Origin of the sequence: Specibacter sp. NPDC078692, assembly GCF_040686835.1 — a bacterium.
Lineage (GTDB): Bacteria > Actinomycetota > Actinomycetes > Actinomycetales > Micrococcaceae > Specibacter.
Window position 1 is genome coordinate 15157 of sequence record NZ_JBFBLV010000028.1, and the last position, 23034, is coordinate 38190.

At 60.4% G+C, this 23034-nt stretch carries 21 protein-coding genes and 3 tRNA genes; 8 read left to right on the top strand and 16 right to left on the bottom strand.

Annotation, left to right across the window (positions count from 1 at the left end):
* Positions 1-69: 69 nt before the first annotated feature.
* From clpX to AB0O97_RS16345, 10 genes are all read right to left on the bottom strand, one after another.
* The gene (gene clpX / locus AB0O97_RS16300) at positions 70-1356 is read right to left on the bottom strand and encodes an ATP-dependent Clp protease ATP-binding subunit ClpX (RefSeq protein ID WP_363884045.1); all 1287 of its coding nucleotides are present in this window, start codon (positions 1354-1356) and stop codon (positions 70-72) included.
* 187 nt (positions 1357-1543) lie between these two features.
* Positions 1544-2218: an ATP-dependent Clp protease proteolytic subunit gene (locus AB0O97_RS16305; protein WP_363840095.1), complete on the bottom strand. Its 675-nt coding sequence runs from the start codon at positions 2216-2218 to the stop codon at positions 1544-1546.
* Positions 2219-2253: 35 nt separating this feature from the next.
* Positions 2254-2874 (bottom strand): ATP-dependent Clp protease proteolytic subunit, encoded by a 621-nt coding sequence (locus AB0O97_RS16310; protein ID WP_363840098.1) that lies wholly within the window; start codon positions 2872-2874, stop codon positions 2254-2256.
* A 274-nt stretch (positions 2875-3148) separates the two neighbouring features.
* Positions 3149-4516 (bottom strand): trigger factor, encoded by a 1368-nt coding sequence (gene tig, locus AB0O97_RS16315; RefSeq protein WP_363884047.1) that lies wholly within the window; start codon positions 4514-4516, stop codon positions 3149-3151.
* A gap of 89 nt (positions 4517-4605) precedes the next feature.
* A tRNA-Pro gene (locus tag AB0O97_RS16320) sits at positions 4606-4678 on the bottom strand.
* A gap of 356 nt (positions 4679-5034) precedes the next feature.
* A tRNA-Gly gene (locus AB0O97_RS16325) sits at positions 5035-5108 on the bottom strand.
* Between the two features lie 176 nt (positions 5109-5284).
* The gene (locus AB0O97_RS16330) at positions 5285-6310 is read right to left on the bottom strand and encodes a DNA-formamidopyrimidine glycosylase family protein (RefSeq protein WP_363884098.1); all 1026 of its coding nucleotides are present in this window, start codon (positions 6308-6310) and stop codon (positions 5285-5287) included.
* A 139-nt stretch (positions 6311-6449) separates the two neighbouring features.
* On the bottom strand, positions 6450-6923 hold the full coding sequence (locus AB0O97_RS16335) for a ribose-5-phosphate isomerase (protein WP_363884048.1): 474 nt from the start codon (positions 6921-6923) through the stop codon (positions 6450-6452).
* 92 nt (positions 6924-7015) lie between these two features.
* Entirely contained in the window at positions 7016-8011 is a 996-nt protein-coding gene (locus AB0O97_RS16340; protein WP_363884050.1) for a hypothetical protein, read from the bottom strand.
* Between the two features lie 4 nt (positions 8012-8015).
* Positions 8016-9053 carry a DUF1648 domain-containing protein gene (locus AB0O97_RS16345; RefSeq protein WP_363884051.1) on the bottom strand — a complete coding sequence of 346 codons (1038 nt, stop codon included), beginning with the start codon at positions 9051-9053 and terminating at the stop codon, positions 8016-8018.
* 230 nt (positions 9054-9283) lie between these two features.
* Between AB0O97_RS16345 and pepN the strand changes: the two genes are divergently transcribed.
* The 5 genes from pepN to AB0O97_RS16370 all read left to right on the top strand — a co-directional run bounded on the left by pepN (position 9284) and on the right by AB0O97_RS16370 (position 14934).
* Complete coding sequence (pepN, locus tag AB0O97_RS16350) at positions 9284-11833, top strand: aminopeptidase N (protein WP_363884100.1); 2550 nt, start codon at positions 9284-9286, stop codon at positions 11831-11833.
* 197 nt (positions 11834-12030) lie between these two features.
* Positions 12031-12864 (top strand): SGNH/GDSL hydrolase family protein, encoded by an 834-nt coding sequence (locus tag AB0O97_RS16355; protein WP_363884053.1) that lies wholly within the window; start codon positions 12031-12033, stop codon positions 12862-12864.
* 88 nt (positions 12865-12952) lie between these two features.
* Positions 12953-13435: an OsmC family protein gene (locus AB0O97_RS16360; RefSeq protein ID WP_363884054.1), complete on the top strand. Its 483-nt coding sequence runs from the start codon at positions 12953-12955 to the stop codon at positions 13433-13435.
* A 108-nt stretch (positions 13436-13543) separates the two neighbouring features.
* A complete protein-coding gene (locus tag AB0O97_RS16365; RefSeq protein ID WP_363884102.1) occupies positions 13544-14302 on the top strand; it encodes a mechanosensitive ion channel domain-containing protein in 759 nt (252 codons plus the stop codon).
* A gap of 182 nt (positions 14303-14484) precedes the next feature.
* On the top strand, positions 14485-14934 hold the full coding sequence (locus AB0O97_RS16370) for a globin (RefSeq protein WP_363884104.1): 450 nt from the start codon (positions 14485-14487) through the stop codon (positions 14932-14934).
* A 43-nt stretch (positions 14935-14977) separates the two neighbouring features.
* Here the strand turns inward: AB0O97_RS16370 and AB0O97_RS16375 are convergent, their stop codons facing one another.
* Positions 14978-15646, bottom strand: a complete 669-nt coding sequence (locus AB0O97_RS16375) for a hypothetical protein (RefSeq protein WP_363884055.1) — start codon at positions 15644-15646, stop codon at positions 14978-14980.
* Complete coding sequence (locus AB0O97_RS16380; RefSeq protein ID WP_363840122.1) at positions 15646-16134, bottom strand: thioesterase family protein; 489 nt, start codon at positions 16132-16134, stop codon at positions 15646-15648. The genes AB0O97_RS16375 and AB0O97_RS16380 overlap by 1 nt, the downstream gene beginning before the upstream one ends.
* Positions 16135-16271: 137 nt before the next feature.
* Between AB0O97_RS16380 and AB0O97_RS16385 the strand changes: the two genes are divergently transcribed.
* Positions 16272-17177 carry an acyl-CoA thioesterase II gene (locus AB0O97_RS16385; RefSeq protein ID WP_363884056.1) on the top strand — a complete coding sequence of 302 codons (906 nt, stop codon included), beginning with the start codon at positions 16272-16274 and terminating at the stop codon, positions 17175-17177.
* A gap of 68 nt (positions 17178-17245) precedes the next feature.
* Here the strand turns inward: AB0O97_RS16385 and ettA are convergent, their stop codons facing one another.
* From ettA to AB0O97_RS16400, 3 genes are all read right to left on the bottom strand, one after another.
* Positions 17246-18928: an energy-dependent translational throttle protein EttA gene (ettA, locus tag AB0O97_RS16390; protein WP_363884057.1), complete on the bottom strand. Its 1683-nt coding sequence runs from the start codon at positions 18926-18928 to the stop codon at positions 17246-17248.
* 95 nt (positions 18929-19023) lie between these two features.
* Entirely contained in the window at positions 19024-19536 is a 513-nt protein-coding gene (locus tag AB0O97_RS16395; RefSeq protein ID WP_363884059.1) for a hypothetical protein, read from the bottom strand.
* 43 nt (positions 19537-19579) lie between these two features.
* Complete coding sequence (locus AB0O97_RS16400) at positions 19580-20185, bottom strand: single-stranded DNA-binding protein (protein WP_363884061.1); 606 nt, start codon at positions 20183-20185, stop codon at positions 19580-19582.
* Positions 20186-20370: 185 nt separating this feature from the next.
* Here AB0O97_RS16400 and AB0O97_RS16405 point away from each other — a divergent pair.
* Together AB0O97_RS16405 and AB0O97_RS16410 are read left to right on the top strand one after the other, a co-directional pair.
* A tRNA-Arg gene (locus AB0O97_RS16405) sits at positions 20371-20446 on the top strand.
* 574 nt (positions 20447-21020) lie between these two features.
* Positions 21021-22262: an IS110 family transposase gene (locus AB0O97_RS16410; RefSeq protein ID WP_363884063.1), complete on the top strand. Its 1242-nt coding sequence runs from the start codon at positions 21021-21023 to the stop codon at positions 22260-22262.
* A 17-nt stretch (positions 22263-22279) separates the two neighbouring features.
* On the opposite strand, the gene AB0O97_RS16415 is transcribed toward AB0O97_RS16410, so the two are convergent.
* Positions 22280-22915, bottom strand: coding sequence for a DUF6308 family protein (locus tag AB0O97_RS16415; RefSeq protein ID WP_363884065.1), 636 nt, complete (start codon positions 22913-22915; stop codon positions 22280-22282).
* Positions 22916-23034: the final 119 nt, after the last annotated feature.

A 23034-nucleotide genomic window follows, 5' to 3' on the forward strand; every position in this document is an offset into this window, starting at 1 on the left:
AAAGCCCTTCATTATTTCCAACGGAGCCAGCCTAAAAACTATTCCGGGCAGGACAGCTGGCAGCTGCAGTTACGCTGACTTGTTCCTGCGCTTGGCCACGACCTCGTGGGGGATCAAGGTGGGCTCGGCCTGCTTAGCCACTACCTCTGCCGTGATCACTACGGTGGCGATATCTTCACGGCTGGGCAGATCAAACATGACGGGCTGGAGCACTTCTTCCAAGATGGCGCGTAGGCCTCGGGCACCGGTCCCCCGGTCTAGGGCAAGCTCGGCAATTGCCGTCAGCGCCTCATCATCAAACTCAAGCTCAACGCCGTCGAGCGTGAACATCTTTTGGTACTGCTTCACCAGAGCGTTCTTCGGCTCGGTGAGGATCTGGATCAAGGCCGTCCGGTCCAGCTGGGTGACAGTGGTGATGACGGGCAGGCGGCCAATGAACTCGGGGATGAGCCCAAACTTCAGCAGGTCCTCCGGCATGACATCGGCGTAGCTAGCCTCGTTCTTCTTCAGGGCACTGAGCGGGGCCCCGAAGCCGATGCCCTTCTTGCCCGCGCGGGAGCCGATGATTTCTTCCAGGCCGGCAAACGCGCCAGCCACAATGAAGAGCACATTGGTGGTGTCAATCTGAATGAATTCCTGATGCGGATGCTTGCGCCCACCCTGCGGCGGCACCGATGCTACGGTTCCTTCCAGGATCTTCAGCAGCGCCTGCTGCACGCCCTCACCGGACACGTCACGGGTAATGGAGGGATTCTCAGACTTGCGCGAGATCTTATCAATCTCGTCAATGTAAATGATGCCCTGCTCGGCCTTTTTAATGTCAAAGTCTGCGGCCTGGATGAGCTTGAGCAGAATGTTTTCCACGTCCTCGCCCACATAGCCGGCCTCGGTTAAGGCGGTGGCGTCTGCCACGGCGAACGGGACATTTAGGCGACGGGCAAGCGTCTGCGCCAAGTAGGTCTTGCCACAACCGGTGGGGCCAACGAGCAAGATGTTGGACTTTGCGATTTCCACCTCGTCGTGGACGCCGCCGGAAATGGTGGTGCTCTTAACGGCATGCCCGGACTGGATGCGCTTGTAGTGGTTGTAGACGGCAACAGCCAATGAGCGCTTGGCGGGCTCCTGGCCAATGACGTATTCCTGCAGGAAGTCGAAGATTTCCCGCGGCTTGGGCAGTTCAAAAGCGTCTAGATCCGCGACCTCAGAGAGTTCCTCATCGATGATCTCGTTGCACAGTTCAATGCACTCATCACAGATGTAGACACCGGGTCCGGCAATGAGCTTGCGGACTTGTTTCTGACTCTTTCCACAGAAGGAACACTTCAGCAGATCGGTGCTTTCGCCCATCCTGGCCATTGGCGTGTCCTTCCACGAATAACCCGCTGGTAGCGGTGTTACCTCTACTACTTCTTCATTCCACAGCAGGTGCCGGAAACGTCCTTCGAATTACCATCCACTCTAAGCCAAGGTACTGACATTGGGTGGAAAGCAAACGCCGGAACAAGGGATTAATTCCCTTGTTCCGGCAGGTACTTCAGATTGCCTAGCGGGTGATCGCTACCGGCTTCATCTTGCGCGGTGCCAGCACTTCATCGATCAGACCGTATTCCTTGGCCTGAGCGGCGGTGAGGATGTTATCGCGCTCAATGTCATTGCTGACCTGCTCCGGTGTGCGGCCGGAAAGGTCGGCGAGGGTGTTCTCCAACCACTCACGCATACGCATGACCTCATTGGCCTGGATTTCCAGGTCAGAAGCCTGGCCACCCTGGCCGCCGGAGAGTGCCGGCTGGTGGATCAAAACGCGGGCGTTCGGCAGGGCCAGACGCTTGCCCGGAGCACCGGCTGCCAAGAGCACAGCTGCTGCGGAAGCAGCCTGGCCCAGGCAGACAGTCTGAATCTCGGGGCGAATGAACTGCATCGTGTCGTAAATAGCCGTCATGGCCGTGAACGATCCGCCGGGAGAGTTGATGTACAAGGTGATGTCGCGGTCGGTGTCGTCGGCTTCCAGCACAAGCAGCTGGGCCATGACGTCATCGGCCGAGGCGTCGTCAACCTGAACACCGAGGAAGATGATGCGGTCTTCGAAGAGCTTGGTGTACGGATCCTGGCGCTTGAAGCCGTACGGTGTGCGCTCCTCGAACTGAGGGAGTACGTAGCGGCTGGTGGGCAGGTTGCCGGCAGTTTTGCCAAACGCTGTGCTGCCAAAGTTATATGTCATGTCTTCTTGCTCCTGAAATCTATTCTTTGGCTTGCTTACTTGGCGTGGGTTCCGCCGCCACCGGCAACGGTTCCTGCGTGGCGGGAGATCTTGTCGAAGAAGCCGTATTCGAGGGCTTCCTCAGCCGTGAACCACTTGTCACGGTCGTTATCGACCAAGATCTTCTCGACAGTCTGACCGGTCTGCTCAGCCGTCAGTTCAGCCATGACCTTCTTCATGTGCAAGATCAGCTCGGCCTGGATCTTGATGTCCGACGCCGTTCCACCAATTCCGCCGGAAGGCTGGTGCATGAGGATGCGTGCGTTGGGTGTCGCGTAGCGCTTACCCTTGGTGCCCGAGGAGAGCAGGAACTGCCCCATCGAGGCGGCCAGCCCTGTGGCGACGGTGACGACGTCGTTCGGGATGAACTCCATGGTGTCATAGATGGCCATGCCGGCTGTGACCGATCCACCGGGTGAGTTGATGTAAAGGTAGATGTCCTTCTCAGGGTCCTCAGCCGAGAGCAGCAGCAGCTGCGAGCAGATCAAGTTCGCGTTGTCATCACGAACTTCCGAGCCCAGCCAAATGATGCGTTCCTTCAGCAGGCGGTTGTAGATGTACTGGTCCGATCCGGACGGGTCCGCGCTGGCCATCGTGGGGGTGGTGTGCTGTGCCATGGTGGTTTACCTCTCCTTCGTGTGGCCTGCCGGGCGTGCCCAGCGGGTCCATCACTAATGTTCACTACTTGGACAGTAGCCCTTTTCGCACCGGGTTTGTGGCCCATCTGGACGCTGTTCGCTGTCGGCGCACGATCACCGTTCGCCCTGCGCGTAGCGGAATAAATGCGCCCACCGGCAGCCTTGTTATGGGGCACAAAAAAGCCGTTGCCGGCTCCCAGAAGGAACCGGCAACGGCTTGTAGATCTTGAAACCCGTAGAACCGGGGCTGCAATTAGATGCGGACTTCGCCCGGATCAGTGACAGCTGTCGGCTCGATGACCTCGTCTTCGGAAGTAACTTCTTCTTCCTCGGATGCAACGGACACGAAGTCGGTCAGGTCCACTGCGGCACCTTCAGAGTCGGTCACGGTGGCCTTGCCCAGAACAGCGGCGAGTGCCTTGCGGCGACGAACTTCGCCAACGATCATGTTGACCTGGCCGGAGGAGTCCAGCATCTGAGCGAACTGGTTCGGTTCCATGCCGTACTGGCTGGCGGAGGAAACGATGTAGTCGATCAGTTCAGCCTGGCTGACGCTGATTTCTTCCTTCTCAGCGATGGCATCGAGGATGATCTCGTTGCGGAAGGCCTTCTCGGTGTTTTCCTTGACCTCAGCGCGGTGCTCTTCGGTGTCGTGGTCTTCACCGTGTGAGTTCTCAGGGCGGAAGTGCTGCTCGAGCTGCTCTTCAACCACGGAGTCCGGAACGGGAACCTCGACCAGGCCGATGAGTGCTTCAAGAACCTTGTCGCGGGCTTCAACACCCTGCTCAACGGTCTTGGACTCGGCAGCCTGCTTGGCCAGGTCTTCCTTGAGTTCGGCAATGGTGTCGAACTCCGAAGCCAGCTGAGCGAAGTCGTCGTTTGCCTCGGGCAGTTCGCGGACCTTCACGGAGGTGACCTTGAGGGTGACCTGCGCTTCTTCACCAGCGTGCTCGCCACCGGCCAGCTTGGTGGTGAAGATTGCTTCTTCGCCAGCGGAGAGTCCGGTTGCAGCCTCGTCCAGGCCGTCAAGCATGTTGCCTGCGCCGATCTGGTAGGAAAGGTCAGTTGCTGAATCAACCTCGACGTCGTCGATCTTGGCAGCGATGTTAATGGTGAGGAAATCGCCATCGGCGGCCGGGCGGTCCTCAGCCTTCAGCGTGCCAAAGCGGGCGCGCAGATCGTCGAGAGCCTTCTCGGTATCTTCCTCAGCAGCCTCAACAGCGGCTACCTCAACTTCGATGCCTTCGTAGTTCGGCAGTTCGATCTCGGGGCGGATGTCCAGTTCAACATGGAACTTGACAACACCATCGGTGCCTGTGGGATCCGGGACCTCGGTGATTTCAACCTCGGGGCGGCTCAACGGAACGAGCTTGTTCTCGATGACAGCTTCCTGGTACCAGCCGTTGAGGCCGGAGTTGATGGCCGTTTCCAAAACGTAGCCACGGCCAACGCGCTGGTCGATCAACGTGTTCGGGACTTTGCCCTTACGGAAACCAGGCACCTGGACCTGCGTACCAATCGTCTTGTAAGCCTCTTTGATGCTGGGCTTCAATTCCTCAAAGGAAACCTCAACATCGAGCTTTACACGAGTGGGTGTGAGGTTTTCGACAGCGCTCTTCACAGCGTGGTACTCCTGATGGTCTGTTGATGGATAATTAGGCCCAGCACATGGGCAGCCACTGACCAAACGTGAACCGGATAATGCTGAAGTCGGGGCGACAGGACTCGAACCTGCGGTCTCCTGCTCCCAAAGCAGGCGCGCTAGCCACTACGCTACGCCCCGTAGTGCCCGCAACAGTCTACGGGCAAAAGTTCCCAGATGCACAATCGGCGCAACTTGCCGTGGAATTCCGTGTATTTCCCGGCCTTCTATCCGCACGTCTGCACGCACGTTCACGCACCTTCACGCACGACGCCGAGCCTCCACCGATTCGAAACTGCAGCTGATGCGATGGATCGTGCCGATTTGTCGCATCAGCTGCAGTCTGGAATTTAGTGCGGCCGCCAAATCGCATGAGCTGCAGTCTGGATCTATTCCACCCCTCTAACCCCGAAGTGGCCTGCTAACCCCCGGAAGTGGCGCGGCAGTGGGGCGGAATGCAAAAATTCCCCGGCCACGTGACCAGGGAATCTTCGATATGGAGGGGGCGACGGGAATCGAACCCGCGTAATCAGTTTGGAAGACTGAGGCTTTACCATTAAGCTACGCCCCCATGTTCTGGGGCTGCTGTGGGCTTTCGCCGCAACAACTCCGTAACACTATCAACCACTTTGCCGGTCCTGCAAATCGGGCGGATCCGAGTCCAAAATTGCCGCCGCTCCCGCGTAATGTCGCCGATCGCCAGTTGACCCTGCGGCAATCTGCGGGAGCGGCGGCATTGTTCACCGGCTAACTCTTTTGACAGCTCGGACACCAATATAGTTTCCGGCCGCCGAGCTCCTTCAACGCGATGTCGGTGCCGCAGTGCCGGCAGGGCCGCCCTTCGCGTTTATACACATAGTGGGTGTCCTCCACCGGCACGTGTTTGTTGGCGCCAGCGCCGGCGCCCGCGTTGGCGCCCGCGCCGGTAGTTGCGGGCGCGCTGGATTCAAGCAGCCCGTGGCCCACTTCCAGACCCACGCCTGCGGGGCGGTCACTGAGTTCGGTGGTGATGATGCGCCCATCGCGGACACCATCCGCCATGATGCGGGCAATGTCCTCCCACAGCGCCTGGGCCTCATCGGCGCCCAGGCTCTTGCCTGGCAGCATCGGGTCAAGGCCTAACCGGAACAGCGCCTCGGCCCGGTAGACATTGCCCACCCCAGCCAGCACTTCCTGTTTCATCAGCTGTAAGGCAATGGCGGTGGAACTCTTACGGATCCGGAAGGCAAACTCTTGTGCGTCGCCGGGCAGATTGTTCAGCGGATCCGGTCCCAGCCGGCGTCGTACCACTTCCGATTCTTCGGGGGTGATGACCTCGCAAGCCGTGGGCCCGCGAAGATCAGCCCAGCCGTGATCGGACACGAGGCGCGCCCGTACAGCGCCTTTGGGTTCTGGCGGGCCCTGGTATTGCTCACGCCCGCCGCGAGCTTCCCCGCTGAGCATGCAGTCGTCTGTGCCGGAGCCATCGGTGCCGGAAATTTCCTGCTCGCCGATTCGCCGGGGTGCACCGATGCTGGACGCCCCCGTGAACGTGGAGTCGCCACCAAAGTCCCATGCCCCGTAGAGGCCAAGATGAACGCGCATCACCAGATCGTGAGAGAAGTACAGGAACATTTGCTTCCCGTGCGCTTCGGCCCGCTCCAGCACTTGGCCGTCTACCAATAGCGCGCCCGCAGCAAACTTTCCCTGCGGACTGGAAACAGCCAGTGCAGCACCACCAAACACGTCATTGAACTGCCGCGCCAAACGGTGGACGGAGTGGCCCTCAGGCATTGCGCCCACTGCCAGAGAACTGTCGACCACTAGCGGAAGCTGCCCCGGACACCGAGCGCGCCGGAGCCAGCACCGTGCATCTACTCACAACTGACGCCAATTATTTACTCGTTGCCGATTCACTCGACTCTTTACTTCTTTACTCGACGACGTCGCCGGTGGTCTCGTACGTGGCGATCTTGCCGATGCGGCGCACGTGGCGTTCGGCGTCACTGAAGGGCTCGGCCAGGAATGCTTCGATGATTTCCGTGGCCTCTTCAACGCTGTGCTGGCGGCCGCCGACGGCTACCACGTTGGCGTCGTTGTGCTCACGAGCCAGCTGTGCGGTGGACAGGTTCCACGCCAATGCTGCACGCACACCCTTGACCTTGTTGGCTGCGATCTGCTCACCGTTGCCGGATCCGCCCAGCACGATGCCCAGCGCATCAACGCCTGCTTTCTGGTCCGCCACAACGGCAAGGGCCGCGTTGATGCAGAAAGAGGGGTAATCGTCTTCTGCGTCGTAGGCCTTGGGTCCGTGGTCCACCATCTCGTAGCCCTTGGCGGCCAAGGCGGTGATGAGGTGGGCGCTGAGCTCCATGCCGGCGTGGTCGGTTGCGATGTGAACGCGCATGAGAATTCCTTAGGTTCGAGGTGATTGTGCTCCGTCAAGCCTACCCACCGCCGCGCCGTTTTCCTGCCGTCGTCCCTGCCGAGCCAGTGACCTCAGCGTTGCTGCGGCGTTTTCCCGGCCCGGCGGTTGAGGATCTCCGAGAGCTCATCAGCCGCATCGAGGTTGGGGGCACCCACCACAACCTTCCCGCCGTCGTTCATTCGAAGCACGACGGCGGCACCTGAGCGGGCGAGGAAGGTTGCAGACCCGCTGTGCTTGCGCAGGCCAACCCCGCCATAGTCACCGGCCACAATGTCCAAGGACACGGCCGCGTCCACGCCTTCGCAGGGTGCCACCAGGATAGGAACAAGTCCCAGGATCTTCACGACCAGCGCCCGGCGGTCCACCTGAACCGTGGCGCAGAGCATGGCGATGACCAGCAGTGCCGCCACACCCAGGCCCAGCAGGATCCACGGGGACAGCAACGTCAACAGGGTTCCGGGGAGGATCGCCGCCAGCAGGATCATCATGATGACCGAGCCGCGGGGATGGATGAAGTACGCCATTTGGTCGTTCACAGCCGTGGGGTCCATCTCGGCATCGAGCAGGGCGGCGAGGGCCTGATCATCCGCTGAGGTCCATTGCTCGTCCGGTTTGAAGGTCAAGGCCAACACCACACCCATCGCGGCCGCCAGACCACAACCCATGAGCAGCACGTAACCGTCAACGCGAACGGAAGGTAGTGAACCTTCGCCAGCTTGGCCCAACAGTGCCGCGGCAAACAACGTGCAGGCGGCCAATTGCAAGGCCATCGCCACGCCCAGCAAGATGCGGCGCAGGGTGCGAGGCAGCTTAGTGCGTGCCCCAAAACTGCCAAGACCGGCCCCGACAAGCAGAATTACGGCGGTACCCACGGCAAGGAATACGGGCATGGATACTGGGTCCCCGCCCCACGGCAGCACAGCGCCACCGTGAAGCTTGGCAGTCATCATGAGCCCGCCGGCAATGAGTCCTATAGCCAGCAGTAACGGGAAGACCAGGGCAAAGCGCATCGCACGGGCATCGACATGCCGTTCGTTCCTAAGCTCATTCCTACCATCGGAGGTCATGGTCTTAGCTTTTCACTTTCCCGCTGTGAACATAAGCGTTGACCAAGGCCGCAGCCTCGCCCGCCGTTGCCACATCCGGCATGGACACCACGAACTTCTGGTGGAATCCCGCCTCCATGATGAGGGCCGGGCCGCTGCCCATGATGAAACCAATGCTCCCGCCGTTCATCCGGTAGCCCCACCCGCCGTAATCCATAGCCGTGATGTCTTCCACTGAGGCGCCCCGGACTTCCTTCCACTCCAGCGGCATGACCTTCCAGAATCCGCCTGCCAGCACCTTATGCCCCTCCGGGCCGATGACCATGGTGCCACTGCAGAACACCCACGTGATCGCAGCAACCACCAGCCCAAGCAGTCCAAGGACCGGGAAGATGAAGTAGGTGCTGACGGCGACGATCCCACCAAGGCCCAAGCTCAACAGCCAGGCCAACTTGCCCATGGAAACCTTGATCCGCATAGTTTCATTGCGTGCGGCCCGCGACACGCCGGCCTGCACCACCGGGCTCCTGTCCGAGGCGGCGGCCTCGTTGGTGGCAATGACCTCCGAACTCTGGGTCCGGTCCACTTCGTCCGGTTTATATAAAAACATTCCCACCAGGCCCACCACGAACGCCAGCCCCACGCCCGCAGCCATGACGGGGCCGGAAAGATCCGCTTGGGACGTGTCTACAAGATCAATCTGACCGGCAACCATCGCCACGGAAAGGGCCACCATGCCCACCCCAAACGCCAACCCAAAGCCCACACCAATCCGGGCAAACAGCAAGGACTGTGCCCGGAACAGGATGCCCATTGGCGCAATGAGGGCGCCCAATGCACCCATGGCCACGGCCATCCAGGCGGCCCCGGCCACGGACATCCAGCCGTCCACCTCGTTCCTGCCGTTCCAGTGGGACGCCAACTCTGCCGGCAATCTGTCGGCCACCGTCAGTATCCAGGCCGCGGCCAACACCCCCAGCAGCAGCGGGCCCACAATTAGGGCGATAAGCCACCGCTTGTTGTAGATCCGTTCCGCATCGGCACTGCGTGCTTGCTCCCCCACCAAAAACTCTTTTCTTTCGCACCGCACAACAATTCTCTGCTCCAACCCTGTCCCATCCGCACCGGCCGGACAAATTCAGTTCCCGCCCGGTGCGGAGTACCGTGGAACAATCACTGCACACCGCTGTCGGAACACTGCCGTTCCGTCCGGTTGCAGCCACAGAAGCCATCCTGATCACCCTTCAGGCCGGCCACCCACCTGACACAACGGAAGGCACTACCTTGCCTGGCATGAATCTCACCCGCGCAGAAGCCATTGAGCGCTCATCTTCCCTGACCGTTAACAGCTATGACGTCACCCTTGACCTGACCACCTCCGAATCCACCTTCGCCTCCACCACCACGGTGAGGTTCAGCGCGAAGGAGGGCTCGTCGTCGTTCATTGATGCAGTGACCCACGCCGTGCACCAGGTGACCCTGAACGGGGTTGAACTGGATCCAGCAGAGGTGTCCGACGGCGTACGCATCCAGCTGCCCAAGCTCGCCGCCGAGAATGAACTGACCGTCAAAACCGACGCGCTGTTCATGAACACTGGCGAAGGCCTGCACCGTTTTGTGGATCCCGTGGACGGCGAGGTGTACCTGTACAGCCAATTTGAGGTACCGGATTCCCGCCGCATGTTCGCCGTGTTCGAGCAGCCCGATCAGAAGGCCGAGTTCACCTTCCACATCACTGCCCCGTCGCATTGGGACGTCATTTCCAACTCCCCCACCCCTACCCCGGAAGCTGCCGGTGAGGGCACGTCCGTCTGGCATTTCGAGCCGACGCTGAAAATGTCCAGTTACATCACCGCGCTGATTGCCGGCCCTTACGAGTGCGTGCGCGGCGAGCTGACCAGCTCGAATGGGCGGATCGTGCCGCTGGGCGTGTTCGCCCGCAAGTCGCTCATGGAATTCATGGACGCCGAGAACGTCTTTGAGCTAACCCGCCAGGGCTTTGAGTTCTTTGAGAAGCAGTTCGGCGTGCCGTACCCGTTCCCTAAGTACGATCAGCTGTTCGTCCCCGAATTCAACGCCGGGGCCATGGAAAACGCTGGTGCCGTGACGTTCCTGGAGAGCTACGTGTTCCGCTCCAAGGTCACCGACGCCATGGTGGAACGCCGCGCCATCACCATCTTGCACGAGCTCGCGCACATGTGGTTCGGCGACCTCGTCACCATGCGCTGGTGGAATGACCTGTGGCTCAACGAGTCCTTCGCCGAGTTCATGTCCACTCTGGCCGCCGCGGAAAACACCCAGTATGTGGACGCCTGGACCACGTTCTCCTCGCTGGAAAAGAGCTGGGCGTACCGTCAGGACCAGCTCTCCTCCACGCACCCCATCAAGGCTGAGATCAACGATCTTGAGGATGTGTTGGTCAACTTTGACGGCATCACCTACGCCAAGGGCGCCTCCGTGCTGCGCCAGCTGGTGGCCTGGGTGGGCCAGGAAGAGTTCATGGCCGGCGTCCGCGCCTACTTCGCCAAGCACGCCTGGGGAAACACCGAGCTGCCCGATCTCATGGTGGAGCTGGAAGCTGCCAGCGGTCGCGACCTCTCCGTGTGGACAGAGAAATGGCTCGAAACTGCCGGTGTGAACACGTTCAAGCCCGTCATCGAGGTGAGCGACGACGGCGTGATCACCTCATTCTCGATCGCCCAGACTGCTGTGGCCGAGCACCCGACGCTGCGCCCCCACCGTGCCGCCGTGGGCTTCTACGACCTGGCTACTGCCGGGGAGGATGCCGGCAAGCTGGTCCGCACGCACCGTGTGGAACTCGACGTTGACGGCGCTGCCACGGTCGTGCCGGAGCTGGTGGGCATGAAGCGTCCCGCACTGATCCTGCTCAATGACGATGATCTCGCGTACGCGAAGATCCGCCTCGATCCGCAGTCACTGGCCACAGCCAAAGCCCATGTGCAGGACTTTAACGAATCGCTGCCGCGCACGTTGGTGTCGGCGTCGGTGTGGGACGCGGCGCGTGATGGTGAAACCCCTGCCCGCGACTATGTGGACTTTGTGCTGGCCACGATTTCTTCCGAGACTGATTCGACAGTCATCATGGTGCTGCTGCGCCAGCTGGCCACGGCGTTGAGCTTCTACGTTGCCCCCGAGCACCAGAAGGCCACAGCCATTGCTGCCGCCGATTCCCTGTGGGAACTGGCACAGAGCTCCGAGGCTGGTTCGGATGCGCAGTTGCAGTTTGTGAAGGCCTTCGCTGGCCACGCGCAGTCACCGGCTCAACTAGATGTGGTGCAGGCGCTGCTGGACGGTGAAGTGCAGCTGGATGAGTTGGCGCTGGACACCGACATGCGCTGGGAGTTCCTCATCTCCTTGGCCGCCGGTGGCCGTGCCGATGCATCCATCATTGAGGCCGCCCTGGCGCTGGACAATACCCAGAACGGTCAACTCGCGGCAGCGACCGCCCACGCAGCCATCCCCACAGCCGAGGGGAAGGCTGGGACGTGGGAGTCCGTCGTCGTCCGTGGCGAGCGTGCCAACGCCGTGCAACGCGCGGCGATCGATGGGTTCACGAAGGTGTGGGACACGTCCCTGCTTGAGCCTTATGTGGCTAAGTACTTCGCGGCTATCCAGGATCTGTGGGAATCCAAGTCATACGAGACGGCATCGTCGATGATCACCGGACTGTACCCGTCGCAGCTGGTATCGCAAGCAACGCTGGACGCCACGGATGCTTTCCTTGACGCGTTGAGCCCGGATGTTCCGGCACTGCGCCGCTTGCTGACGGAAAGCCGGGATACCGTGGTGCGCGCGCTGCGGGCTCAGGCCGCCGACGCCTAAGTAGGCAGGCGCCTAAGCAGGCCGGCGCCTAAGCAGGCAGGCGTCTAAGGGCTTTTCGGGTGCGCCTCAGTTGCAAAAAGCTGCGGGCGCACCCGTTTTTGCATGTCGTTATTCGAGTCGGCACGCAGGCGCCGGCCACAAAAAAGCACGTGCCAGCAAGTCTATCCCTGCACGGTTCAGCGGCGTATCTTCAGGGCATGGGAATACATAAGATTAAGGGATTTGCTGCCCGGGCAGGCGCTGTTGCGCTCCTGTCCATCGGGATGATTGCAGGCATCGCCGGAGCACCGGCCATGGCCCAAACACGCACCGCTCCGGTCACCATCAGTTACACCGTGATGGGCGATTCCTACTCGGCCGGATCAGGCGGAGGCGGCGAGGGGTACTGCGGTCAAAGCGCCAACGGTTACGGCACCTGGGTTGCCGCAGCCATGGGCACCCAAGTCACCAATATTGCCTGTGCCGGGTTCAGCACGGAGCAGGTCCGGACCTTGGAGGTCCCCCAGCTCTCACCCAGCACCACACTGATCACGCTGACGGCAGGTGGCAACGACATCGGGTGGACAACCGCCATCGGAGCTTGCCTGGCACCCACCTCAACCGTGGCACTCTGCAAAGCAGCAGTAGCCAATTCGATCTACCTCATGAGAAATCTGCCGAAGTCGGTGGCCTCCATGCTCAAGGCAATCAAGGCCAAGGCCCCAGGGGCAAAGGTCCTGTATGTGGGTTATCCGCGGCTCTTTGAACCGCAGAACATGGCCGCTTTGGGCTTCACTCCCACTCAAATCAGCGGAACAAAAGTACTCAACGCAGCCGCTGACCTACTCAACGGCATATTAGCCGTCAGCGCCCTCTCAAACCGGACAGCTTTTGTTCCAGTGGCTTATCTGTTCAACGGCCATGGAGTTCCTTCCGCTTCGCCGTGGCTGAACAACATAGGAGACAGCGTCTACCCGTTCCACCCCAACCTCGCCGGATACCAGAATGGTTATGCTGCGGCGCTGAGCCCGTTCCTGCGGACATTCCGCTAAGGAGTTCCGTTTACCAGTTCCAAGAATGTAGAGGCAACTGAAGCTCGTTTTGGGGAAGGCCCCTAGCGCTAGCGCTACGCTTAGCCTCATGGCACTGAATCAGCATCACTACGAGATCAACGTCAATTGGACCGGTAACCGGGGATCCGGGACATCCGCTTACAAGGCTTACGGCCGCGACCACAGTGTCACGGCCGTTGGCATGCCCGTGCTGCTTGGCTCGGCAGATAAGACCTTTCACGGAGACCGGGACCGGTGGAATCCAGAGTTGTTGCTGCTGACAGCTCTGGCGCAGTGCCACATGCTCTCTTATCTGCACGTGGCCGTGAAACATGGCGTGGTGGTCACCAAGTATGAAGACACCGCCACCGGCACCTTGATCCTGAACCCCGATGGCAGCGGACAATTTGAATCAGCCACGCTGCACCCCAAAATCTATGTAGCCGATCCCGCCACCGAAGAGCTCGCCCTCTCCCTACATGCCGAAGCTGCCTCCCAGTGCTTCATCGCCCGCAGCCTGAACTTTCCTGTGCATCACGAACCTGGGTTGCTAACACCCACCTTCGACTAAACCACCCAGGACTAAAATCATGCCGTGTCCGCGTTAGGGTTGATAACAGGCCCCACTTCCAACCCTGAACGGACACAAGGTAGATCACGAGTGCAAGCAACAAACTTCTTGGGTGAACCCAATAGCACCTTCCTCGACCACCTCGTGTTGGCCGGCATCACCATCGCCATTGGCCTGGTGGTGTGGCTGGTGTTGCACTATTTGATCCGGATAGTAGTCAAACGCGCCAGGATGGACCGCGCCCCGTTGGAACACCGAACCTTGCGCTGGGCGGCTCCCATGCTGCGCAATATAGACCCCGTAGTGCGCGCATTGGAAAATGAGCGACGCGTGCAGCGGGCGCGCACCATCGGCACCCTCTTGAACTCGGTCCTGACCATTGTGGTTGCCGTGGTGACCAGCTTCTACGTGCTGATCGCCTTCGAGATCGACATTGCGCCCCTGCTAGCCAGCGTGGGTGTGGTGGGTATTGCGATTGGTTTCGGCTGCCAGCAGCTCATCCGCGACTTCCTCGCCGGGATCTTCATCGCCATTGAAGACCAATACGGTATCGGGGACGTCATCCAGACCAGTGAGGTCATCGGCACGGTCGAGTACGTGAGTTTGCGCATCACCAGGGTCCTGGGCGAAGATGGCACGCTCTGGTACCTGCGCAACGGCGAGATCTTGCGCCTTGGCAACCGTTCCAAAGGTAACTACATCTCCCCCACACCTGACATCGACACTGACACTCCCGACGGCGCGTCCCCGACCACCGCGGCAGGTGCGCCATCCGCGCAAGGGACGTCTCCGGCGTCGACCGCTAATAACCCCAGCGGCCCCAGCAACGCCCCCGCCGCAAGTACTGCCAACGAGTCCACCGAATGAGCACCCCAGAAAGAACTGAAGCGACCATGACTTCCGAGTACAACCCCACCTCGCCCTTCGCCAACGGACCGGCCGCCAACGACGCTGCCGAAAAGAGCGCCCCGGAGGGCACGCCCATCCCGTCGCGCTTTGGTGAGCCGCTGGCCACCCTGCTGCCCATTCCCACCACCGTGGGGCGCCCGCTGCCGTCCACCTCAGGCCCCGCAGCGGATGAGCCGGCTGATGAGCCGGTGGACTATTCGGACACGTTTTACGGGCAGGTGGGCGGGCACGAGACGTTCAAGAAGATCATTCACGTCTTCTACCAGGGCATCGCCGCCGATCCGTTGCTGCGCGCCATGTACCACGAGGAAGATCTGGGCCCGGCCGAGCACCGCATGCTGATGTTCATCGAGCAGTACTGGGGCGGACCGCGCACGTATTTGGAGGAACGCGGCCACCCGCGCCTGCGCATGCGCCACGTGCCGTTCGCCGTCACCCCTGAGGCACGCGACCGCTGGCTCGCCGCCATGCGCAAGGGAGTCGACGCCGGTGAACTGTCCCCCATGCATGAGGCCACCTTGTGGGATTACATGGAACGCGCGGCGCATTCGCTGGTCAACGCACCCTCAGATCCGTCGCAGGCGCTGTAGCTACTAGCCTGTCAAGAACAGCCGCTGTCGCCAGCAGGGGTACCTACAGCAGCGACGCTGGCTTGACCAAGATGTGGCCGCGGTTGGTGCTGATCCGCAGCCACCGGTGCGAGCTGTAGATGGTGCCGGTTTCGCCCGGGGCTACGAAACCCAGTGCGTAAGCTGCGAAGGCCGCACCGCCGGGAATCTCGCCAGCAACGCCATCCATGGGACGTCCCCAGACGGAGGACCGGACGTTGTTCACCAGCAGGGCTCCGGGATTGACGGGGATAATCTGCCCAATTTCCTGAACACCAGACTTCGCCACGGCGATGAGTTCGTCGGCAGAAATGGTGCCGATCTCCTCCCACGCGCTGCGCGGAGCGCTGATGCCAGTCCAGGATTCCTGCACCGTCATGGGCGGAACGGGAAGTTTCGCGTCTCCTTCATCCATGCGTGCCAACCGGTCAGCCACCGAGGACAGTGACACTGTCACATCAATGTCCGACGGCGTTCCCAGAGCCATGGTGCGCAGCCCCAGTATGGTGGGGGTCCCCTCCCCCAAAAGCTTCCCGCGCATGACGCAGACATACGCCGCGAGAACATGACCGGCCCCCTGAAGGCGGATGGCGCCGTCGTCCGCGTTGCGGGCACGCGTCACAAAGGTGCGCAGATCCGCGACCGTCCCGGCGTCGGCAAGATCAAATTCTTCAGTGTGCGTGGTGGTGGACATCAGCGGTTTCCTTCTACGGTTTTTGTCACGGGGCGGGCGGGGCTGCGCTTGAACGGCACGGGATCCCCGCGCCATGCTTCCAAGGAGCTGCGCTGTTGATCCGTGAGCCGGATGGGGCGGCCAGTGTCGCGCGAGACCAACACCATTGATGTTGCTGCTTGGGCGTAGACGATGGAGGTGTCGGCCTCGGAGACGGTGTAACCGAAATCGAAGCTGGAGCCGCCGACGTTGGTGACCCAGATGTTCACGTAAACGGGCTCGGTGCGGAAGCTGATGGGGGCAAGGTATTCGATCTCGTTGCGGCCCACGAGGATGAACAGCTCGGTGCCGATCAGGTCCTGAAAGGTGCCGCCACCGGGCAGTTCGGCATACGTCAAGTGGACTCGGGCGTCCTCGAGATATTGCAAATACACCACATTATTGACGTGGTTGTAGGAATCAATGTCGCCGAAGCGGATTTGCTGTGAGAGCTGGAGACCGGGTGCCATGCCTTCATCATGTCAAAGCCGCCGGGGCGCCACCAATTGATGTACCTCACCTCACAGCAAAGCCAGGCCCAGTTGACGGGTTTTATGCAGGATTGTCCATTTGTCGCAGCATCCCCCTGACACATAGAGTCACGTTTATGAATGTGACACCATCAGCAACAGAGAACATGGAAACACTCCTACGCATGTTGGATCTTTCCGACGCCAGCGGGGCTCAGACCGATGAGGACGTTTTCGTAGGACTCGGCGATGCCACTGCACCCCGACCCAGACTTTTCGGTGGCCAGGTCTTGGCGCAATCCATCGTGGCAGCGGCTCGCACCGTGAATGAGGACCAACTAGTCCACTCGATGCACGGCTACTTCCTGCGCCCAGGTGATGCCGCATCAGCGCTGACGTTCGGTGTGCAGCGCCTGCGCGACGGTCGCTCTTTCGCGGCCCGCCGCACGCATGCTTACCAGAGCGGTGTGCCGATCTTGTCCATGATCGCCTCCTTCCAGCACCCCGATCATGGAATTGAGCATCAAGAAACGATGCCAGAGGGTATTCCAGCACCCGAGACTCTTCCCACCTCGGCCCAACTGTTGGGCGGAATCAACCACCCGGTGGCTCACGCTTGGGCCTATGAGCGCCCGTTTGACATCCGCCACGTTGGCCACAACATCTACTTCGACGTCAAGGGCGAACACACTGCCCACACAGCCGTGTGGCTAAAAACGCTTGGACCCATGCCCGAGGACCAGAACCTGCACCGCGCCGCCTTGGCCTATGCCAGTGACTACACGTTGCTGGAACCGTCGCTGCGCCGCCATGGGATCAACTGGGCCACGCCGGGCATCAGCGTTGCCAGCCTGGACCACGCCATGTGGTGGCACCGCCCGGTGCAGGTGGACGAATGGCTGCTGTATGTGGCCGAATCCCCCAGTGCTTCGGAGGCTCGCGGGCTGAATATGGGCCGTTTTTACACGCGCGACGGCGTGCTGGTCGCCTCGGTTGCTCAAGAAGGCATGATCCGTATTCCTGAGGGCACTCCTCACGACTAATAGTTTTTGGGCATAGAAATGGCCGGTCTCCTTGTGGGGACCGACCATTTCTTTATGGGCCCTGCGTATTAGTCGCGGGTTAGGCGGCGGTGGGTGACGCGGTGCGGACGTGCCGCATCGGCGCCCAAGCGCTCAACCTTGTTCTCCTCGTAGGAGTCGAAGTTACCCTCGAACCAGTGCCAGTTGGCCGGGTTCTCGTTGGTGCCTTCGTAAGCGAGGATGTGGGTAGCAATTCGGTCCAGGAACCAGCGATCGTGCGATACCACGACGGCGCAGCCGGGGAATTCCAGCAGCGCGTTTTCCAGGCTGCTGAGGGTTTCCACGTCAAGGTCGTTAGTGGGCTCATCCAACAGCAACAGATTTCCACCCTGTTTGAGGGTCAACGCAAGGTTCAAGCGGTTGCGCTCACCACCGGAGAGCACACCCGCCTTCTTCTGCTGATCCGGACCCTTGAAGCCGAAAGCGGCAACATAGGCGCGGGACGGCATTTCTACCTGTCCAACCTGGATGAAGTCCAAGCCGTCGGAAACAACTTCCCACAGGGTCTTGTCGGGGTCGATTCCGCCACGGCTCTGGTCCGCGTAGGAGATCTTGACTGAGTCGCCAACCTTGAGGTTGCCGCCGTCGAGCTCTTCCAGACCAACAATGGTCTTGAACAGCGTGGACTTACCAACACCGTTCGGGCCGATGACACCAACAATGCCGTTGCGGGGCAGGGTGAAGCTCAGTCCGTCGATCAGGACGCGGTCACCGTAGCCCTTCTTGAGGTTTTCGGCCTCAAGAACGATGCCACCAAGGCGCGGGCCCGGCGGAATCTGGATCTCTTCGAAGTCCAGCTTGCGAGTGCGGTCAGCTTCCGCAGCCATTTCCTCGTAGCGAGCCAAACGAGCCTTGGACTTGGTCTGGCGGCCCTTGGCGTTGGAGCGGACCCACTCGAGTTCTTCGGTGAGACGCTTGGCCTGCTTGGCGTCCTTCTTGCCCTGGACTTCAAGGCGGGCGCGCTTCTTCTCCAGGTAAGTGGAGTAGTTGCCTTCGTAGGGGTACAGGTGACCGCGGTCAACTTCTGCAATCCATTCGGCCACGTGATCCAGGAAGTACCTATCGTGGGTCACGGCAAGAACGGCGCCGGCGTAGCTCTTGAGGTGCTGTTCCAACCAGTTCACGGACTCGGCGTCCAAGTGGTTAGTGGGCTCATCGAGGAGCAGCAGGTCCGGCTTCTGCAGCAGGAGCTTGCACAAAGCTACGCGACGGCGCTCACCACCGGAGAGCAGCGTGACATCGGCGTCTCCCGGCGGGCACTGGAGTGCATCCATGGCCTGCTCGAGCTGGGAGTCAATGTCCCATGCGTCGGCAGCGTCAATGGCTTCCTGCAGTTTGCCCATCTCTTCAAGGAGGGTGTCAAAGTCAGCATCGGGGCTGGCCATTTCCTCAGAGATCTCGTTGTAGCGCTGAATCTTGGAGTAGATCTCACCAACGCCTTCTTGCACGTTGCCCAGAACGGTTTTTTCCTCGTTCAGCGGCGGCTCCTGGAGCAAAATGCCCACAGTGTAGCCCGGGCTCAGACGAGCCTCACCGTTGGAAGGAGTGTCCAAGCCAGCCATAATTTTCAGAATGGTTGATTTACCGGCACCGTTGGGACCCACAACACCAATTTTGGCGCCGGGGTAGAAAGACATACTTACGTTGTCAAGAATGAGTTTTTCGCCAACAGCCTTGCGGGCATTGGACATCGTATAAATAAATTCCGCCATACCCACAAGGTTAGTGGGTGCAGGCTCATAACTCACATTCGCTACGGCCTAAGTGAGCAACACGGCAGAATGTGGCTGCTTCGAAGGAGACGAAGTTAGTGCGTGTCTCCCACAAAGCAGCGCCCTGAACCTAGGACGGGCAGGATGGTGACGGCAACATTTCCGTCCCGAACCTGCCCAATGACGCACTCTGCTCCCACGAGGGTGGCCGATTCGATGGCATCAACGGCCAGACCAGTGGGCGTGATGTCAATGGACAACTCGACGCTTTCCTTGACGGCGCCCGCTTCAAGCATCGCGGCCATCATTTGCTCGCGATTGGGTGCCTTGGTAGTGGACGCTAAAGCGCTAAGCGACGCCTTCAGTTTGCCCGACATCTCTTCTGCCGCAGACACGGTTTCCGGCTTCTCACTGGGAGTCGGGGCATCGCCCTTGACCGGGGCCGTGCTGACTGGTGGGGCCGCTTCCGGGGTGGGCGTTCCACCAGGCAAGAGTGAACAACCGCCCAGAGCCGCGGTGGCAGCCAGCAGAACCGTTAAACCTACAGCCCGGACGCCCTTGCTGCGTTGTGCGGGCTGGTGGCAATATGTCATCTTTTCCAAAGTCACCCCGCCATTGTGCCATGTGCACCTGATACTTTGGCCCCCCGCACTAGAAGGGCGCTGAGCTCACGAGAATCTCGCCAGTTTGCTCATCAGCGTGCTCGCCGGACTGGAGACCTTCCGCGGCTTTCAGATCGTCATCATCAGAATCTCCTTGGCCGGCATCCTCGTCGTCACCGTCAACGTGGTTGACAGTATCGGCTGGCTCGTCAGGCGGGAATTCGCCCTCCTCGAAATTCGGTTGCAGAGATCCACCCGCGGGGTTGCCGCTTGTTGCGTCGTAGCTTTGGTTGGCAGAACGCATGCGGTGATAGGTGACGGTTCCAAAATTGAGGTCGAGGCCAATACTGTCAGCTTCGATTTCAACGCCGTTGCCTGGTGTGCCGTCCTTACGCAGGTAGGAAGTCACGTTGAGCTTGCCCATGACCACGATCCGGTTCCCCTTGTGAATGCTGATCATGGCGTTGGTAGCCAAGGTCCTGAAAGCTGTGACCTGAAACCAGTTGGTCTTACCGTCAACCCACTGGTTTGTGACAGGATCCCGCTGGCGCGTGTTGGAACCCATGCGGAATTTCCCGATCACCAGACCGGTCTCCGTAGTACTCATTGTGATGTCCGAGCTGACAAATCCCCGAAGGCTGATGTAGTTGGCCATGTCACTACCTTTCGATAAGCCGCGGCTGCGGCAATGGTTGCTTGGGATCCAGCCAACGCCGTTCATAGCCTGCCCACCAGTGAAAAAACCCCAAATGTGGGCCTAAACAGTGGCTGCCCTGCCTGTGGGGGAAGAGATTGGTGAATTAACCTGATAATTTAGATGCGGCCCTTGGTTGGGCCAACGCCTCGGTAGCTCAGCGGATAGAGCAGGAGCCTTCTAATCTCTTGGTCGTGGGTTCAATTCCCGCCCGGGGCACCAAAATGTGGCTCTGACCTGCGGTTTAATTCCGCAGGTCAGAGATGTATAAGGCCAAAACGGCCCAACTCCCCCTTTACTCCCCCAATTCAGCAAAATTTTCTTCAGAAATCGCTCCCCCTTTTGGGCAAGGTCAACTTCCCCTTTTCACTCCAGGCAGGGACTCCATGGCAGGCTGAGGGTCACCGCTAACGGCACGGTCAACAACACCCGAACCAACGAAGTGCCGTGTCAGTCCCAAAGGTAGCGAGGTCAGACTGCCCTCAAATAAGACCAAAGCCATTCCGCATTAGCGTTCCAGCGCCGCTGCGCGCCGTGGAGGTCGAAAGTTGGTGCAGGGTCACCTGTGCTCTGGCGCCGGGCACGCTGCGGCGGGACAATTATGTGGTCTGCCGTGTTCGACGCCGATTCGTTCTTGGTGCTGTTGGTTGGCCCGTGCGTTAGCGTGGTGCGGAGGGTTCCACGGGAACCGTGGATTGTTGCTGTGAGCACGTGTACTAGAATCCTGATTTAATTCCACCCTCCACACGGCAGGCGCCATCACCCATAGTGAACGAGCAACTGTAGGAGGTGTCCCGTGGACCTGGTTCATGAACGAGCTGCGGGCATTGATATTTCCAGGGGCGACGCGAAGGTCGCCATCCGGGTTCCTGGCAAGCGCGCCGGAACGTTCAGCACCACGGTAAAGACCTGGGGCTCGACCACCAACCAGATCCTGGCCCTGCGGGACATGCTGGTCGAGGCAGGGGTCACCACGGTGATCATGGAATCAACCAGCGACTACTGGAAGCCGTTCTACTACCTGTTTGAGGACGTGCTTCCGGTAGTGCTCGTCAATGCGAAGGCGGCCCGGAACATTCCAGGCCGCAAAACAGACGTTTCCGATGCCGCCTGGCTCGCCCAGCTCGGAGCCCACGGGCTGCTGCGAGCATCGTTTGTACCGCCCGAGCCGATCCGCAAGCTGCGCGATTTGACCCGGGCCCGCACCATCGCCGTGCAGGACCGAACCCGGGAAGGCCAGCGACTGGAAAAGTTCCTGGAATCCACCGGGATCAAGCTCTCGGACAGTGTCTCGGACCTCATGGGCGCCTCCTCCCGGGACATGCTCGCAGCGCTCATCAACGGTGAGCGGGACCCGCAGAAACTGGCCGATTTGGCCAGGGGCGTCATGCGCAAGCGGATCCCGGAGCTGGTTGAGGCCCTGACCGGACGGTTCGGCGAACATCACGGGTTCATTTGTGCCATGCATCTGGACCGCATCGACTCCCTCACCGGCTGGGTTGACAGACTCACCGCACGCATCGACGAGGCGATGGAACCCTTTCGCACTGCCCGGGAATTCCTGGCCACCATCCCCGGCGTCTCCACCGTCGTCGCCGATGTCATCATCGCCGAAACCGGCGCGGACATGAGCCACTTTGAAACCCCAGGGCGTCTGGCCTCCTGGGCCGGGGTCAGCCCCGGCTCCAACGAATCCGCCGGACGTATCAAGTCCACCAAGACCCGCCCCGGCAACCGCTACCTCAAGGGGGCGCTGGGCACGGCCGCACTCTCCATCGCCCGCCACCCCAAGGACAGCTACCTCGGGGCACGCTACAAACGCATCATCGTCCGCCGCGGAAAGGTCAAGGCCATCGTTGCCAACGAACACGCCATCCTCACCGCCGTCTGGCACATGCTCGCCGAAGGCGAGTGTTACCACGACCCCGGCGGCGACTTCTTTACCAAGAAGGACCCAACCCGCACCAAAAACAACGCCATCCGCCGGCTCCAAGCACTGGGCTACAACGTCACCCTGACCACACGGGAGGCAGCCTGACCCACCTTACTTTCGTACTAGGATGCCTGACTGCCCAAGTGCCATCCAACGATGTCCATCGCCCGCAGCGGAGTAATGCTGGGTTCTGTCGCCATGTCCGCAATGGCCTGCCACTGCTCAATCTGGTCCGTTAGGTCGTGCTTCATTGCTGCAACCAGGAGTTGAGAGTAGTCGTGCCAACTTCTACTGCGGTCCTGAGGTATCAGCCCGCCCTCGGCGTAGCATCGCCAGATGTTCTTGTCGTAGAGCGGCAACAGTTCGGGACGCTTCCGATGGAGCACTTTCGACAGCTTGGTGAGGCTCACGTGTTTGGGCCGTTGCTCATCCAGGATCCCGAACAGCCGTGCGATGGCATCAACGGTTCCCTGGTCCGCGTCGGCCAGGGTTCCAGAAAGAGCCGGATCGGCCAACCTTTCATTGATCAGTGGCAGCAGGGATTCAAGCCCGTAGTAGCTTTCGACCGGCCGTTGATGGGCATTCAATAGGGCGACGGCGAGCAAGTCCGGCCGCCCAACTTCCGACCCAGCATGTCCCGGGTAGGCGTCGTAGGCCGGGTAGGCCCAGTTACCTTCGCCGGAAAGGTATTGCCGAGCAAACTTCACTGCCTCGGCAAGGACGATCTTCTTGCCGCCAACACTCAGGAACGTAGTCATGCCGCGATCATATGCTGCACACCACTGCCAGAAATCACACTTGGACGCGAGTCTCTGCCTTAGTTCCTACTGTCTGATCCTCCGCATATGATGCAAAGGATAGTTTCGAAGATTTAGCC